Genomic DNA, 14,414 nt, shown 5'->3' on the forward strand with positions numbered 1-14,414 from the left:
CTGACGCCGGCCACAGCCGGGAACCGCGGAAGGACGAGCTTTGAGTTTTGCCACGATTCGGGGCAGCCACCCGACATGCTGAAATATCTGCTGAAGAGATCGGGCATCTACCTGATCATGATCTTCCTGACCACAAGCGCCGGATATTTCCTGGCAGTGTCCACCCTCAAGCCGGCCGTCCTTGAGCAGGAAAAGATTCCCCGGCCAACACCGGAGCAGGTCGCCGCATCCTTCCGTGGCCTCGGACTGGACCCGGACAAGAACCCCTGGGAGCGCTACGTCGAATGGCTGGGCGGCATCGTGACCCGCTGGGACTGGGGCCGCAGCCCGAACGGCGCCTTCGTCAACGCGGAATTCGCGGACCGCGTGATGGTCTCCACCCGGCTGTTCATCGCTTCGATCATCCTGACGCTGATCATCGGAGTGGCCCTGGGCGTCTACTCCGCGGCACGCCAGTACAAATTCCAGGACCGCGTCATAACGTCCTACAGCTACCTGGTCCACATCCTTCCGGCACCAATCGCCTATTTCCTGGTCCAGCTCGGCGCCATCAGCGTCAATGAGGCCGTCGGTGAGCGCATCTTCTTCGTGACAGGAATTTCGACGCCGGGAATAGACCCGGGCTGGCCGGCTTTCGTCGATCTTGTGGCCCACTACGCCGTGCCCACCTTCGCGATGACCATCTTCGGTTGGGCGGGCTACCAAATCGCCCAGCGGCAATACCTGCTGGACAACGTCAATGCTGACTTCGTCCGCACGGCAAGGGCCAAGGGCCTGACCCGCAACCAGGCCATCAGGAAGCACGCCCTGCGCGTCTCCTTCATTCCCGTGGCGCAGAGCATCGCCTTCACCATTCCGGCCATCTTCACGGGCGGTTTCTTCGCCGAGGCCATCTTCGCCTGGCCGGGAATCGGCCTCTGGAGCATCCAGTCCATCGGTTTGCAGGACGTCAACGTCGCCACGGCCACGCTGGCCTATGGTTCAGTAATCTTCGCCATTGGCGCCATCCTGGCCGACTTCGCCACCACCCTGGTCGATCCGCGAGTGAGGGTCCAGTAATGACAAACATCATTGACCCGATCGCCGAAATCGACGAGACCCGGGTAGCCGACCAGGACGTCGTGATCGGCAAGTCCCGCATTATCTTCCGTCGCTTCATGCGGAACCGGACCGCCGTCGCCGGCTTGTTCATCTTCCTGGCCCTGTTCCTCTTCTCCGTCTTCGGCGGGTTCCTGACGCCGTGGGACAAGGAGACCATCGATCCCCTCAACATCGGCATGCCGCCCTCCCCGGACCACTTCCTGGGCACCACGCAGGCCGGCATCGACCTCATGGCCCTGATTGTCGATGGCACCAGGACGTCGATCCTTATCGGCCTGATTGTGGGCGGTTTGTCCGTGCTGATCTCTGCCGTCTACGGCTGCACCATGGCGTTCTTTGGCGGCAAGGTGGATGCCACCATGCTGTTCATCCTTGAAGCACTGATCATGATGCCCGCCATCCTGGTGGTTGCGGTAGCGACCAGCGGCGGAGGAGGACTCAAGAACCTGCCCAGCTGGCTGCTGCTGATCGTCGTCTTGCTGTTCTTCAGCTGGATGGGCACAGCCCGCCTGGTGCGCTCGCTGTCAATGTCCTTGATGCAGCGCGACTACATCAAAGCGGCCAGGTACATGGGCGTGCCGTCCCGCAGGATTGTTTGGCGCCACCTGGTTCCCAACATTGGCTCGCTGCTGGTCCTGGACTTCACACGCGGCATTACTGGTGCGATTCTTGCGGAAGTTGCCTTCTCCTTCATCGGCATCGGCATCAAGCTCCCGGACGTCAGCCTGGGTGTCCTCATCGGCCAGGCGACCGGGCAGGTGTCATCGTTTCCCTGGATGTTCTGGGTGCCGCTGACCGTGATGTTCCTGCTCACAGGTTCGCTGGCCATGATGAATGACGGCCTCCGCGATGCTTTCGACCCAAGCTCCAGCTCGATTGGCCGGGCGAAGACCAAAACTGCGAAGGTGACCAACAAATGAGCACCAACATCTCCCAGAACCCGGCCGAACGCCTCCGCGACGCCGGACTCTACGCTCCCGGAGACGCCGTGCTGAGCGTCCGGGACCTGAACGTCCGCTTCAACTCGGAGAACGGTGTGGTCCACGCGGTCCGTGGCGTGGACTTCGACCTCATGCCCGGCAAGACGCTGGGCATCGTGGGCGAGTCAGGCTCCGGGAAGTCCGTCACGTCCATGGCCATCATGGGCCTCCTCCCCGAAACGGCCGACATCACAGGCTCCGTCCGCTTCAAGGGCAAGGAACTCCTGGGGCTCAGCGACAAAGCCATGTGCAAGCACCGGGGCAACGACATCGCCATGGTGTTCCAGGACCCACTGTCTTCCCTTACGCCCGTGTACACGGTGGGCAACCAGATCATCGAGGCCCTCACGGTGCACAACCCCACCATGAGCAAACAGGCCAAAGAAGCCCGCGCCGTCGAACTTTTGCGCATGGTGGGCATCCCCAGCCCGAAGGACCGGCTGAAAGCCTTCCCGCACGAGTTCTCCGGCGGCATGCGCCAGCGCGTAATGATCGCCATCGCGATCGCCAACGATCCGCGGGTACTCATCGCTGATGAACCTACGACGGCGTTGGACGTCACCATCCAGGCACAGGTGCTGGAGGTCCTGCACACGGCGCAGGAGGAGACCGGTGCCGCCGTCGTCATGATCACGCACGATCTCGGCGTCGTAGCGGGCATGGCCGACGACATCATGGTGATGTACGCGGGCAAGCCCGTGGAAACGGGCACGGTGGAGGACATCTACTACAACCCGCGGATGCCCTACACCTTGGGCCTGCTCGGAGCGGTGCCGCGCGTGGACTCATCGGAGAAGCAGTCGCTGGTGCCGATCGAAGGAACACCGCCCAACCTGGCACTGCCCGTTCTCGGGTGCTCGTTCGCAGCGCGCTGCCCCATGGTCAGCGACGCCTGCCTGCACGGTGAGCCCGAGCTGATTGCCGTGCCGGGCTCCGCGGACCAAACGCTCGGACACAAAGCTGCCTGCATCAAGGCCAACGAACTTTCCGGCAACGCCGACGCCCACAAGATCTTCCACGCGCCGCCCAAGCCGGTATCAAAGTTCGACGGCGTTCCGCGCCTCGAGCGCGAAAAGGTCCTGGAACTCAAGGACGTCAAGAAGCACTTCCCGCTGCTCAAGGGTGCCTTGATCAAACGGCGGATCGGCACGGTCAAGGCTGTGGACGGGCTGAGCTTCGACATCCGCGAGGGCGAGTGCGTCTCGATCGTCGGCGAGTCCGGCTGCGGCAAGACCACCACGCTCCTGGAAATCATGGAGTTCCACCCCGACCAGGTGGGTGAGGTGGTCATCGGCGGCGTCAGCAACAAGGCGGCAACCGATCACAAGACCACCATGGCCATGCGCAAAGAGATGCAGATGGTGTTCCAGGACCCCACCGGCGCCTTGGACCCCCGGTTCACCGTCTACGAGGTCCTGGCCGAACCGCTGGAGAACCTGGGCATGCCCAAGGCAGCCGTCCGGAAACGGATCATGGAGCTCATGAAGTTGGTTGGCCTGCAGCCCGACCACGTCAACCGCTTCCCCAACCAGTTCTCCGGCGGGCAACGCCAACGCATCGGCATTGCACGGGCGCTCGCGGTCAATCCGAAGCTCGTGGTCCTGGACGAACCGGTGTCCGCGCTTGATGTTTCGGTCCAGGCCGGTGTCATCAACCTGCTGGATAAGCTCCGCGCCGAACTTGGCCTCAGCTACCTCATGGTGGCCCACGACCTCTCAGTGGTCCGCCACATTTCAGACCGCGTGGCCGTGATGTACCTGGGCAAAATCGTGGAAACCGGCGACGTGGACGATGTCTTCGACAACCCGCGCCACCCGTACACCCGGGCCCTTTTGTCCGCGATCCCGGTGCCGGACCCCGAGCTGGAACGCACCCGCGAACGCATTATCCTGCAGGGCGATCTTCCCAGCCCCCTGGATGCCCCGAAAGGTTGCAACTTTGCTACACGTTGCCCGGTGTTCGCCGCACTGCCTGCCGGAAAGCAGGAGAAGTGCCTTACTCTGGAGCCGCCACTGGCTTCCGGAAAGGAAGGAGAACAGGACTTTGCCTGCTTCTTCCCGGATGGAGAAATAGATGCCGACATGCTGGTGGTGCATGCCTGACAACAGATGACGCATTTGAATAATCCCTGGTCTCAACTCGCAAATGATTTTCCAGTCGTAAACATGAAGGGCACACCATGAAGAAGTACACGACGATCGGCGGCGTAGCACTCGCAGCAGCGCTGATGCTGACCGCTTGCGGCGGGGGAACGCCGTCGGGTCCGGCCTCCCAGAAGGCCGAAGAAGCAGGCGGTGACATCAGCAAGCTGATCAGCGTCAACGCCAAGGAAGCCAAGGACCTGGAGCAGGGTGGCACGGTCACGCTGCCTACCGTGGATCTTGGGCCTGACTTCAACAACAACTCCAACGTCGGGAACAGCGGTCCCACTGCAGCTGTGTTGACTCCAGTGAATCCGGCAGGCATGAGCAGCGGCGGAATCGGCGGTTGCTGGAAGTTGGACTTTGACGGCAAGGCCGAGCCGAACAAGGACTTTTGCGAAGAGGTGAAGAGCGAAGTCAAGGACGGCAAGCAGACCATCACAATCAAGGTCAACGACAAGGCGACCTGGAACGACGGAACGCCGATCGATGTCAAGACCTTTGAGAACACGTGGAAGATGTCCCGCGGCGAAGACAAGGCGATCGACATCGTCAACCCGGGGGCATATCCATATGTTGACTCAGTCAAAGCTGGCGCCAATGACAAGGAAGTCATTGTCACCACCACCCAGCCGGTTTATCCCCTGGAGAATCTCTTCTTCGGCCTGATCCACCCGGCCGTCAACACTGCGGAAATCTTCAACAAGGGCTTCGCCGGCAACATGCATCCTGAATGGATGGCCGGCCCGTTCAAGGTGGAAAACTACGACACCACCGCCAAGACCGTCACCATGGTCCCCAACGACAAGTGGTGGGGCCAGAAGCCGGTTCTTGACAAGATCATTTGGCGCCAGATGGAACCCAGCGCTACCATCGCCGCCTTCAAGAACGGCGAAATTGATGCCACCGACGCTCGCACCCTGAGCCGCTACAAGCAGCTTGAAGGAACCAAGAACGCCGACGTCCGCCGTGGCCAGCGACTGTTCGCCGGTGGTCTCAACCTCAATGCCGAACGGCCCGCCCTCACCGACGTTGCCGTGCGTAAGGCAATTTTCACCGCTGTTGACCGCAAAGCGCTCCGCGATGTCCAGTTCAACGGACTGAACTGGTCAGAGGAAAGCTCGGGATCCATGATGCTCATGCCGTTCTCCGAGTACTACCAGGACAACTACCCCGTGAAGGACGGCGGGGCGGATGCCGCCAAGAAGGTTCTGTCCGACGCCGGCTACACTGCCAACGACAAGGGCATCATGGCCAAGGACGGCGTCCCCGTGTCCTTCAAGGTGACCTACTTTGGAGAAGATCCCACCAGGGCGGCTGTCTCACAGACCCTGCAGAAGCAGCTTCAGGCAGCGGGCATGGATGTCGCCGTCGAACAGCGCGGTGACGCGGACTTCCAGAAGGTTCTGGGGACGCGGGACTTTGACCTGACGATTTCGGGCTTCACGGTTGGCGCGGACGCTACCAGTGCAGTCCAGCAGTTCTACGAGTCCACCACCAACGAAAACAAGCTCGGCGATGCTGAGCTGGACGCCGAAATCAAGCGCCTGGCCACCATTGCTGACGACAAAGAGCGCAACAAGGCCGCCATGGACGTCGAAAAGAAGCACATGGAGAAGTACTTCTCGATGGGTACCTTGCTGAACGGCCCGGAGATCCAGTTCGTGCGGACGGGCCTGGCCAACTACGGCCCGTCCCTGTTCAAGAGCAACTCCAACGTTCCGGACTGGACCACCATCGGCTGGGAAAAGGGCGCCAAGAAGTAGCCCACCCGCTGTAGTTTCCTGAAGGCCGGGACCCTCCCGAACCCGTTGAGCGGTTTCGGAAGGGTCCCGGCCTTCGCCGTCCCCACGCTCGCTCACATCCCCCGCGCTTCCCGCGGACGCTCGCGCACGTCCCCCGGGCTTCCCGCGATCGCTCGCTCACATCCCCCGCGCTTCCCGCGAACGCCCCGCCGTGTACATAACGTACAAGATGTACATAAGGTACAGAAGTGCGTAGTCTGGATACATGGGTACCGCAGACTACGTCGTGAGTGTCGCTGACCTCCGTGTTCACCTTTCCGACACGATCAACCGCGCCGCCTACGGTCATGAACGGATCAGCATCACCCGGCGAGGCAAGGTTGCTGCGGTGCTCATCAGTGCTGAGGATCTTGAGCGGCTGGAGCGTCTCGAAGATGAGGCGGACCTCAGGGCCCTTCATGCCGCCAAAGCGGAAGATCATGGTGCCCGCGTGAGCCTGGATGACCTTCTGGAGGAAAACGGAATCGCTCGGTGAGCCAATACCGGGTCGAGTTCAGCACGGCGGCGGCCAAGCAGATCCGAAAGCTGGAGCCGCCTGTTCGCCGCAAAGTGCTGCTGGCCATCGCCGAACTTGAAACCAACCCCCGCCCTGACGGTGTGAAGAAGCTTTCCGCGGAGTCGAACGCCTGGCGGATCCGCATCGGGGACTACAGGGTCCTCTACGAGATCCGCGACGGCGAACTCGTCGTCATCATTTTCCGGGCCGCCCACCGCCGCGAGGTCTGCTGATCTAGCCTTGGGGCATGACTTCACAGCCGATCCGTACCGCCGTCGCAGGTTTTGGGCTTTCCGGCAGCGTCTTCCACGCCCCGTTCATCGCCGCCAACCCTGCCTACGAGCTGAGCATCATCGCAACCTCGGACCCGGAACGGCAGGCCAAAGCCAAGGAGCGCTACCCGGCAGCAAGGATCGTCAACACCCCGGAGGATATCCTCGCGCTGGCCGGCGAGCTGGACCTCATCGTCCTCGGCACACCGCCCGCAACCCACTACCCGCTGGCGAAAGCCGCGCTGGAAGCCGGGCTCGACGTCGTCGTTGATAAGCCGTTCGTCATCCACAGCAGCGAAGGCGAGGAGCTGATCGCCCTTGCTGCGAAGGAAAGCCGCGTCCTCACCGTCTACCAGAACCGGCGCTGGGACGGCGATTCACTCACCGCGCAGAAACTGCTCGACGCCGGGACGCTGGGTGCCGTAACCCGCTTCGAGGTGGGCATGGAGCGTTGGGCGCCGGAGATCGCCAAAGCTTGGAAGGCCAGCGCCACAGCGGAGGAGGGCGGCGGGGTGTTGTTCGACCTCGGCACCCACGTCCTTGACCTCGCGCTCCGCTTCTTCGGCCCGGCCACTGTCACCTATGCCGAAATCACCGCAAGACGCCCCCAGGAAAACGCCGACGACGACGTCTTCCTCGCCCTCCGGCACGATTCCGGTGTGATCACCCACGTAACCGTCAACCTCAACAGCCACGTCCACGGCCCGCGCTTCAGGATTCTCGGCACCAAGGGCGGCTTCGTGAAGTTTGGCACCGATCCGCAGGAGCCCTTTGTCCTGGGAGGCGGCCTGCCCACGGACCCGGAGTACGGCGTCGAGCCTGAAGAAAACCACGGCACGCTCGAGCTGGACGGCGAACGCACAACGGTTCCCACCGAGCGCGGCGCCTACCCGGAGTTTTACCGGCTTCTGGCGGAAAAGCTCGACGACGGCGGCGCGGCCTCCGCGCGCCCAGTACCTGTGGACCCAGCCGGTCCAGTAGCGGTTCTGAAGCTGATTGAACAGGCGCGGACGCTGGCTTCAAAAGATTTTTTTGGAAAGGCGTAACCTCACCGAGGTCCCCAGCGATGTAGGGGGAGTATGGGCCACGCCCGCACGCTGATCATCCGGCAGCCACCCAACAGCTGCCGGGGCAATCCCAAAATCGTTTGTCGGAGGGTTTTATGTCCTTGTTCACTGTCCTTGCCACCAGCAAAGTCGCCGCAGGCGTCCTGGCTGCCGGAGCTGTAGCTGTCGGCGGAACCGGCGTCGCTGCCTTCAATGGCGCCCTTCCCACTGAAATCCAGCAGACCGCGCACGACGTCGTGGGCGCCCCTGCCCCCATCGCCGAGCAGAAGACGGCTGAAGCAGCCGCCGCTGCCGAGACCGCCAAGACCACGGCAACCGACGCCGTCGAGACCGCCAAGGCGACCGCAGAAGACGCAGCCGACGCCGGCAAGGCCAAGGCCACGGACGCGGTCAACGACGCCAAGGACGCCCTGGAAGACGCCACGTCGCCGGAAGCTTTCGGTCTTTGCAACTCCTTCCTCAACGGTGGCCTCAAGGCCGACACCAAGGTTGCCGGTTTCAAGTCCTTGACCATCGCAGCGGGCGGCGAGGCCAACGTCCAGGCGCACTGCACCGCTGTGGTGGAAGCCGGCAAGGCTGCAGGCCTGAAGGCTGACGGCGACGCGAAGGCAAACGCCGACGCCGATGCTTCCGTGAAGTCCGAACTCCCGGCCACGCCTGCGGTTCCGGCAGTTCCCGCCGTTCCTGCTGTTCCGGCCACGCCTGCCGTGCCCGCCGTCCCGGCTGTGCCCGCACTGCCGACCCAGGTTCCGACTGAGGTTCCGGCTGTCAACGGCGCCCCCGTCGATTCCGTCCGCTAAGCAAGCAGCGGTTACGGTTTAAAGGCAGGGCTCCTTGGCTTGATGACAGGGAGCCCTGCCACATAACGCGGGATGGAGGCGTCCACGGGTGCTTGAACCCTTGGCTGACGAATACGTGCAGGCGGATCACGACGATCCCGCCCTGCTCTTTACGGCTGCCTACAACGCCTTTTCCGGGCCTGTCTTTGGCTACCTCAAAGCCCGCGGCGTGGACGATCCCGAAGCTGTAACCCAGGATGTCTTCCTGGCCTTGTACCCCAAGTTGGACACCCTCCAAGGCGGGCTGCAGGGTGCCAAGACCTTGCTGTTCACCATCGCGCATGCCCGTTTGGTGGACCATTACCGCAAGCGTGAACGGACCCCCGACTCCACGCCTTATGAACCGGACTTCGACGCCCGCAGCTCACCGTCGGCCGAAGAGCAGGCGTTCGGAAGGGCGTCCGGCCTGGGGGTAACGGAACTTTTGGAGGACCTCGCTGAGGATTACCGGGAGGTCCTGGCACTGAGGGTCGTCGCTGACCTGTCGGTGGAAGAAACAGCGGACATCATGGGCAAATCCCAGGGTGCCGTGAAACAACTGCAGCGCAGGGCATTGGGCGCACTGAAGAAACGTGCGCTACTAAGGAACGGCACATCATGAGCGAAAACACCGCACCGCGTCGGCCTAACGACCAGCAGGCCATTGACTCCCTGCTCGCGGACGCCGGGATGGAAGGCAACTCCGCACTGCGCACAGAACTTCTCGAACTGCGTTCCCTGGCCAACACCGCCCCCATGCCCTCGGATGCCGTCCGGGCCCTGATGGTCGGTGGCCCCGCGGCCACACAAATGCTGCCCGCGGTGGCTCCTGAGGCAACGCAGCAGACTGCCCCGGTGGACGAGCTGGCCGCGCGTCGCAGGAAGAAGGCGCGCGCCGCCGTCGTGGGTCTTGCGGTTGCGGTGTCACTCGCCGGTGGTGCGACGGCGGCAGCAGCCTCCGAGGGCGGAATCCCGGGAGCCTTCGAGCATCTTGGCGCGGCCATCGGCTCGGTGGTCTCGCAGCTCACCCCCGGCTCGGGCAACGCACCCCAACCCCACGTGCCCGCAGGTACGACGCCGGCGCAGGGCCCTTCCCACCAGGAAAGCCAGCCCGCCGTGGTACCGAACCAGCCCACGCCTGCCCCGGCGGCTCCCACGAACCCTGCTGGCACACCCCACACGGATCCGCAGACGAACCCCGGCCACGGTCAAACCCAGGATCCCAAAGGTCCGGGCACCGATCCGGGCAAGGGCGTCCTCCCTCCGGCTCCGTCGCTGCCGGTCACACCCCCGGACATCGATCCTTCCAAGCTGGATCCGTCAAAGCTCCGCCCTTCGGACATTCCCGTCCCGGAGCTTCCCACCTTGCCCACGAAGTGACACTTAATGGCAATGTTGGGCAGCAACATTGTCATTAACTGCCAACTCGGCGCGGTTTAAACCACGACGGCGGGGTGCGGCTTCGTATGGAAGCCGCACCCCGCCGTCGTGCTTGGCTGCCTAGGCGGAAACCAGGCTGTGCCAGTCGTTGACCAGGGGCAGGTTGTGCGCCTCGGAAACGGAGTGGTGTGCAACGTGGCCTGCGGCGATGTTGAGGCCGGCAGCCAGGGCGGGGTCGCGGTCGAAAGCGGCTTTGACGCCCAGGTTGGCCAGTGCCACGGCGTAGCGCAGGGTGACGTTGGTCAGTGCGTACGTGGAGGTGTTCGGAACAGCGCCAGGCATGTTGGCAACGCAGTAGAAGATCGAGTTGTGGACCTTGTACGTCGGTTCCTGGTGGGTGGTGGGGTGCGTGTCTTCGAAGCAACCGCCCTGGTCCACGGCGATGTCCACCAGGACCGAGCCCGGCTTCATGCGGGACACGAGGTCATTGGTGACCAGCTTGGGAGCCTTGGCACCCGGGATCAGGACGGAGCCGATTACGAGATCTGCGTCGATAACTGACTTCTCGATCTCGTAGGCGTTGGAGGCAACGGTCTTCAGGCGGCCCTGGTAGAGGGCATCGAGTTCGCGCAGCCGGTTGATGTTGATGTCCATGATGGTGACATCGGCACCGAGGCCCAGCGCCATGGCAGCGGCGTTGGTTCCCGCAACGCCGGCGCCCAGTACAACAACCTTGGCCGGGCGTACGCCCGGCACGCCGCCCAGGAGGACGCCCTTGCCGCCGGCAGGAGCCATCAGGGAGGAAGCACCGACGACGACGGACAGGCGGCCTGCGACCTCGGACATCGGGGCCAGCAGCGGAAGTGCTCGGCCTTCCTGCACGGTCTCGTAGGCGATCGCGGTGACGCCGGAGTTGATGAGCTCGGCGGTGAGCTCGGGCTCTGCGGCGAGGTGCAGGTAGGTGAAGAGGATGAGGCCCTTGCGGAAGCGGTGGTACTCGGCAGCGATGGGCTCCTTGACCTTCATGACCATGTCCGCGCGGCCCCAAACGTCATCGGCTTCGTTGACAATTTCTGCGCCGGCGATCGAGTATTCCTCGTCGGTGATGCCCGAGCCCAGGCCTGCGCCGCGCTCAACCAGAACAGTGTGTCCGTGGGTGCGGAACTCGTGGACGCCTGCGGCCGTGATGGCTACGCGGAACTCGTTGTTCTTGATTTCTTTGGGGACGCCGATGATCATTTGTTGGCTCCATCGTTAGCGGCCTTTTCGGCCGAATATGTACTGCGGGCTGTGATTCCAGAATAAATCCGGCTGTGAGGCAGGCGACATGAATGCCGGACCGTCTCAAGTTCAAAACCTCGGAAAATCAAGGAACTTTGCCTTGAGGGTTCGACATTTGTCGAGCAGTGGAGCGTCAAGTGTCGCCTGATGTTGGTACGCTGTCCGGATGCAGCAGGACGTGGAACAGATCGTTGAACGGGTGGCGCTGAAACTGGGCCGCGGACTGTCCCTGGAGGACCTCGACGGCGTCCTCCTGGCCTACAGCTCCAACCAATCCCACGCCGACCGCGTCCGCGTGAATTTCCTCCTGAGCAAGCGCGTTCCGGGGGATGTCAGCGCCTGGCAGCTCTCGCACGGCATCGCCACCGCGGTGCGCCCCGTAGTGGTCCCAGCCAACGACGAACTGGGGATGCTGGGCCGGGTCTGCGTGCCGCTCTTGGTCCGCGGTTTCCGTGTGGGGTACCTGTGGGTGCAGCAGGACCTTGAAGAGCTAAGCGCGACGGCGATCCTCGCCCAATTGCCCGGTGTGCGAGACGAGCTTGATCTGTTGGCGGGCCTGCTCCTGGACTCCAACACTGCCGAGTCCGAGTTCCGGCGAAGGCGTGAGCAGGAGTTCCTCTCGGCGTGCGGCGGCGAGTCGAACGCCGTCGCCGCAGTAGCGGGCTGGAAGGAAATCCAAGGCCGCGGTCCGTGGCAACTGGTGACCATCCTGGACGCGGACGGTGCCCGGTCCGACGTCGACCCCATTGCCGCAACCCTGACGCACCGCTCCGCCGCGCTGCAGTCGACCATCGGCGTCAACGCCGCCCTGTTCAGCGCGGGTACGGAAACCCATTCCGTGGTGCTGTTCCGGGAATCCGGTGGCCGGGCAGACCACGCGCAGGTCCTGGTCCACTACCAGCTGGAGCTCGCCAAGCGTGCCGGCCGGACCGTGGACCGTGTCATCCTGGGGATCAGCGAACCGTTCCAAGTAATCAGGCAGCTCGCGGGGGCGTACCGGCAATCCAAGGTTGCTGCGCAGGCCGCCGCGGTGGACCTGCAGCTGGGGGAGTTGGTGGACAGCCGGTCCGTGGGGGTCTACCAATTGTTCGATCGCTTGCAGGCTCCCGGCGGCTGGGATGACACAGGATCCGTACACTTCCGTACGCTCGAAGACCAGGACCGGAACGGCGAACTGCTCCCCGTCCTGGAATTGCTGTACGACAATGACGGCTCGGTCCAGGACGTCGCCGCCAAACTTCACCTCCACAGGAGCAGCATCTACAACAGGCTGGGCCGGATCCGCCAGCTCATCGGTGCTGATCCGCTCAATGGTGCCATCCGGCTCGAGCTCCACGCAGCCCTCAAGGCGCGGCGCTGGGCTGGGAGGCCGAGGATCTGAGGCCCTTTTAGTTACGGGCCATCAAACGTATGAGGCAGGCACCCGGAGTGGATGCCTGCCTCAGTGTTGGTTCAGGAGCGCTTCAACCGCTGGCAACTCCAGCGGCCCCTCCGGCGTCGGAAAGTGGACGTGCGGCTGCTGCTGCAGTACCGGCCGTGCCATCCCGTGTGGACTGTGGTGCGGGGCAAACGGATGCTCACTGCAGCACATCCCGGGCAGCGCCAAGGAGTGATTCCAAGGTGGACGCCTGCGGCTTCGGCGTGTTCGGGTTGCCGGTGGGCCGTGGCTTGGAGGTCTCCGTCGGTGTGGGCGTAGGTGTCGGAGTTGGAGTGGTGGTCGGCGTCGGAGTTGTGGTGGGTGTCGGCGTGGCCGGAGGTGTGGTGATCGTGTCCGACGGTACGTCGCTGGGAGCCGGCGCGGGCTGGGCCGGAGCCGTTCCGGGCGCAGGCGTCGAGGTCATGGGCGGTGCAGCAGCCGGGGCTGCCGCCGAAGGTACCCAGACCGGAGCGGCCAAGGAAACCTGGGGTGAAGGGACCGACGACGGCGAGACCGCCGCAGGTGCCTCCGGAACCGTTGCCGGCTGGCCGGCTTCGGACGAGGCTGAACCCGATGACGACGGTGAGGAAGCCGTGGTGTATGACGTCCGTGGTGCCGGTGCGGCGGAGCCCGATTGGCGGTCTGCGTTGCTGCCGCCAGCCTCCTGGGTAGGGGATTCCTGCCCGAAGAACGGCAGGTGCAGTGCCTGGCCAACGGACCCCGCCGTCAGTGCCAGACCCAGCGCACCGGCGACAACCGCCATGCGCGTGCTCATGTGCTTCACCGACGCAGCTTTCCGCAGAACCGCCTGCGGTTCGCGGCCGAACGCCGACGCAGCGCCCAGGCTTGCAGCGGTACGAGGAGCTGGGGTCTTGGCTGATGCCGCGGCAGTCACCACGGGAATGGCCGCTGTTGCTGGTTCGGCCGGTTCGGGAGCGTCCTGGGCGTTCTTAGTGGCCGGAGCGTCCTGCTGCGGGAGGGCGGACTGCACAGTATCCGCGGACACTCTATCCGCGGACCGGGGCCTGTCTGACGGACTTGAAGTGTCATCGGGCCGGGCAACGTCTTCCTGCCGGACGATCGGGATGGCGGACGTCGGCGGACCCGGCGTGGTGGACTCAGGAGCTGCGGCCCGGGCGGCTTCGACCACGGGAATTGCCGCGGTCGCCGGTTCCTGGAGCTCGGATTTCCTTGCCGGGGGTTCGGCTGGCTCAATGACGGCACGGGCTGCCAGTTCCCGCTCAGCGGCCCTGGCGGCAGCGCGCGTGACAAGTACTGGTGCGGCTGGTGCCTCGGCTGTGGGAACCGCCGTGGTGGCGGGTTCCGGCGTCGTGCTTTCTGTTCCGGTGGCCTGTCCGCTGGGTTGGGCCCGACGGCGTCCGGTTGGCTTGGTGCGCTCGCGGTCCAATTGCGCGCGGCGCGCGTTATCCATGGTTGGGGACATGGTTGTGCCTCTCAACGCCTGCGAGGTTAGCTGTCGGGTTCGGACGAGGCCGTCCGGCCGCGCGTTGCGGCTTCACCCCAAGGGCTCGTGGAGAAACAAGCCCGGGAAACTGTGGGTCCCCCGTCTCTGCCGCGGGTCTGGCGGATCCTGGATTGCGGCAGAGCCCGGCGTCAATCCAGAAGCGGCCCAGCGGAGATTCGGGTCGCCCTACG

13 protein-coding genes and 1 riboswitch are annotated in these 14,414 nt (G+C 64.0%); of the genes, 11 read left to right on the forward strand and 2 right to left on the reverse strand.

Annotation, left to right across the window (positions count from 1 at the left end; genetic code table 11):
• Positions 1 to 75 precede the first annotated feature (75 nt).
• The 10 genes from ACFUOZ_RS16995 to ACFUOZ_RS17040 all read left to right on the forward strand — a co-directional run bounded on the left by ACFUOZ_RS16995 (position 76) and on the right by ACFUOZ_RS17040 (position 10,060).
• A complete protein-coding gene (locus tag ACFUOZ_RS16995) occupies positions 76 to 1,059 on the forward strand; it encodes an ABC transporter permease (RefSeq protein ID WP_377550239.1) in 984 nt (327 codons plus the stop codon).
• On the forward strand, positions 1,059 to 2,021 hold the full coding sequence (locus tag ACFUOZ_RS17000) for an ABC transporter permease (RefSeq protein WP_377550241.1): 963 nt from the start codon (positions 1,059 to 1,061) through the stop codon (positions 2,019 to 2,021). Before ACFUOZ_RS16995 ends, ACFUOZ_RS17000 begins: the two co-directional genes overlap by 1 nt.
• The gene (locus ACFUOZ_RS17005) at positions 2,018 to 4,183 is read left to right on the forward strand and encodes a dipeptide ABC transporter ATP-binding protein (protein ID WP_377550243.1); all 2,166 of its coding nucleotides are present in this window, start codon (positions 2,018 to 2,020) and stop codon (positions 4,181 to 4,183) included. Before ACFUOZ_RS17000 ends, ACFUOZ_RS17005 begins: the two co-directional genes overlap by 4 nt.
• A 77-nt stretch (positions 4,184 to 4,260) precedes the next feature.
• Entirely contained in the window at positions 4,261 to 5,988 is a 1,728-nt protein-coding gene (locus tag ACFUOZ_RS17010; protein WP_377550245.1) for an ABC transporter family substrate-binding protein, read from the forward strand.
• A gap of 244 nt (positions 5,989 to 6,232) precedes the next feature.
• On the forward strand, positions 6,233 to 6,502 hold the full coding sequence (locus ACFUOZ_RS17015; protein ID WP_377550247.1) for a type II toxin-antitoxin system Phd/YefM family antitoxin: 270 nt from the start codon (positions 6,233 to 6,235) through the stop codon (positions 6,500 to 6,502).
• Positions 6,499 to 6,756, forward strand: coding sequence for a type II toxin-antitoxin system RelE/ParE family toxin (locus ACFUOZ_RS17020; RefSeq protein WP_377550249.1), 258 nt, complete (start codon positions 6,499 to 6,501; stop codon positions 6,754 to 6,756). Before ACFUOZ_RS17015 ends, ACFUOZ_RS17020 begins: the two co-directional genes overlap by 4 nt.
• A gap of 14 nt (positions 6,757 to 6,770) precedes the next feature.
• Entirely contained in the window at positions 6,771 to 7,841 is a 1,071-nt protein-coding gene (locus tag ACFUOZ_RS17025) for a Gfo/Idh/MocA family oxidoreductase (protein WP_377550251.1), read from the forward strand.
• A gap of 116 nt (positions 7,842 to 7,957) precedes the next feature.
• Positions 7,958 to 8,662 carry a hypothetical protein gene (locus ACFUOZ_RS17030; RefSeq protein WP_377550253.1) on the forward strand — a complete coding sequence of 235 codons (705 nt, stop codon included), beginning with the start codon at positions 7,958 to 7,960 and terminating at the stop codon, positions 8,660 to 8,662.
• An 88-nt stretch (positions 8,663 to 8,750) separates the two neighbouring features.
• Positions 8,751 to 9,302: an RNA polymerase sigma factor gene (locus ACFUOZ_RS17035; protein WP_262276412.1), complete on the forward strand. Its 552-nt coding sequence runs from the start codon at positions 8,751 to 8,753 to the stop codon at positions 9,300 to 9,302.
• On the forward strand, positions 9,299 to 10,060 hold the full coding sequence (locus ACFUOZ_RS17040) for a hypothetical protein (RefSeq protein WP_377550255.1): 762 nt from the start codon (positions 9,299 to 9,301) through the stop codon (positions 10,058 to 10,060). Before ACFUOZ_RS17035 ends, ACFUOZ_RS17040 begins: the two co-directional genes overlap by 4 nt.
• Positions 10,061 to 10,180: 120 nt before the next feature.
• Here the strand turns inward: ACFUOZ_RS17040 and ald are convergent, their stop codons facing one another.
• Entirely contained in the window at positions 10,181 to 11,299 is a 1,119-nt protein-coding gene (ald, locus tag ACFUOZ_RS17045; RefSeq protein WP_144662122.1) for an alanine dehydrogenase, read from the reverse strand.
• A gap of 208 nt (positions 11,300 to 11,507) precedes the next feature.
• Between ald and ACFUOZ_RS17050 the strand changes: the two genes are divergently transcribed.
• Positions 11,508 to 12,722 (forward strand): PucR family transcriptional regulator, encoded by a 1,215-nt coding sequence (locus tag ACFUOZ_RS17050; RefSeq protein WP_377550257.1) that lies wholly within the window; start codon positions 11,508 to 11,510, stop codon positions 12,720 to 12,722.
• Positions 12,723 to 12,918: 196 nt separating this feature from the next.
• On the opposite strand, the gene ACFUOZ_RS17055 is transcribed toward ACFUOZ_RS17050, so the two are convergent.
• On the reverse strand, positions 12,919 to 14,202 hold the full coding sequence (locus ACFUOZ_RS17055) for a hypothetical protein (RefSeq protein ID WP_377550259.1): 1,284 nt from the start codon (positions 14,200 to 14,202) through the stop codon (positions 12,919 to 12,921).
• Positions 14,203 to 14,205: 3 nt separating this feature from the next.
• A riboswitch (cyclic di-AMP (ydaO/yuaA leader) is annotated at positions 14,206 to 14,355 on the reverse strand.
• Positions 14,356 to 14,414: the final 59 nt, after the last annotated feature.

This window comes from Paenarthrobacter sp. NPDC057355 (assembly GCF_042667405.1).
Lineage (GTDB): Bacteria > Actinomycetota > Actinomycetes > Actinomycetales > Micrococcaceae > Arthrobacter.

Coding starts and splice junctions, on each gene's coding strand:
- ACFUOZ_RS17030 (WP_377550253.1), top strand. CDS start 7,958: ATGTCCTTGTTCACTGTCCTTGCCACCAGCAAAGTCGCCGCAGGCGTC.
- ACFUOZ_RS16995 (WP_377550239.1), top strand. CDS start 76: ATGCTGAAATATCTGCTGAAGAGATCGGGCATCTACCTGATCATGATC.
- ald (WP_144662122.1), bottom strand. CDS start 11,299: ATGATCATCGGCGTCCCCAAAGAAATCAAGAACAACGAGTTCCGCGTA.
- ACFUOZ_RS17000 (WP_377550241.1), top strand. CDS start 1,059: ATGACAAACATCATTGACCCGATCGCCGAAATCGACGAGACCCGGGTA.
- ACFUOZ_RS17005 (WP_377550243.1), top strand. CDS start 2,018: ATGAGCACCAACATCTCCCAGAACCCGGCCGAACGCCTCCGCGACGCC.
- ACFUOZ_RS17025 (WP_377550251.1), top strand. CDS start 6,771: ATGACTTCACAGCCGATCCGTACCGCCGTCGCAGGTTTTGGGCTTTCC.
- ACFUOZ_RS17050 (WP_377550257.1), top strand. CDS start 11,508: ATGCAGCAGGACGTGGAACAGATCGTTGAACGGGTGGCGCTGAAACTG.
- ACFUOZ_RS17055 (WP_377550259.1), bottom strand. CDS start 14,202: ATGTCCCCAACCATGGATAACGCGCGCCGCGCGCAATTGGACCGCGAG.
- ACFUOZ_RS17015 (WP_377550247.1), top strand. CDS start 6,233: ATGGGTACCGCAGACTACGTCGTGAGTGTCGCTGACCTCCGTGTTCAC.
- ACFUOZ_RS17010 (WP_377550245.1), top strand. CDS start 4,261: ATGAAGAAGTACACGACGATCGGCGGCGTAGCACTCGCAGCAGCGCTG.
- ACFUOZ_RS17040 (WP_377550255.1), top strand. CDS start 9,299: ATGAGCGAAAACACCGCACCGCGTCGGCCTAACGACCAGCAGGCCATT.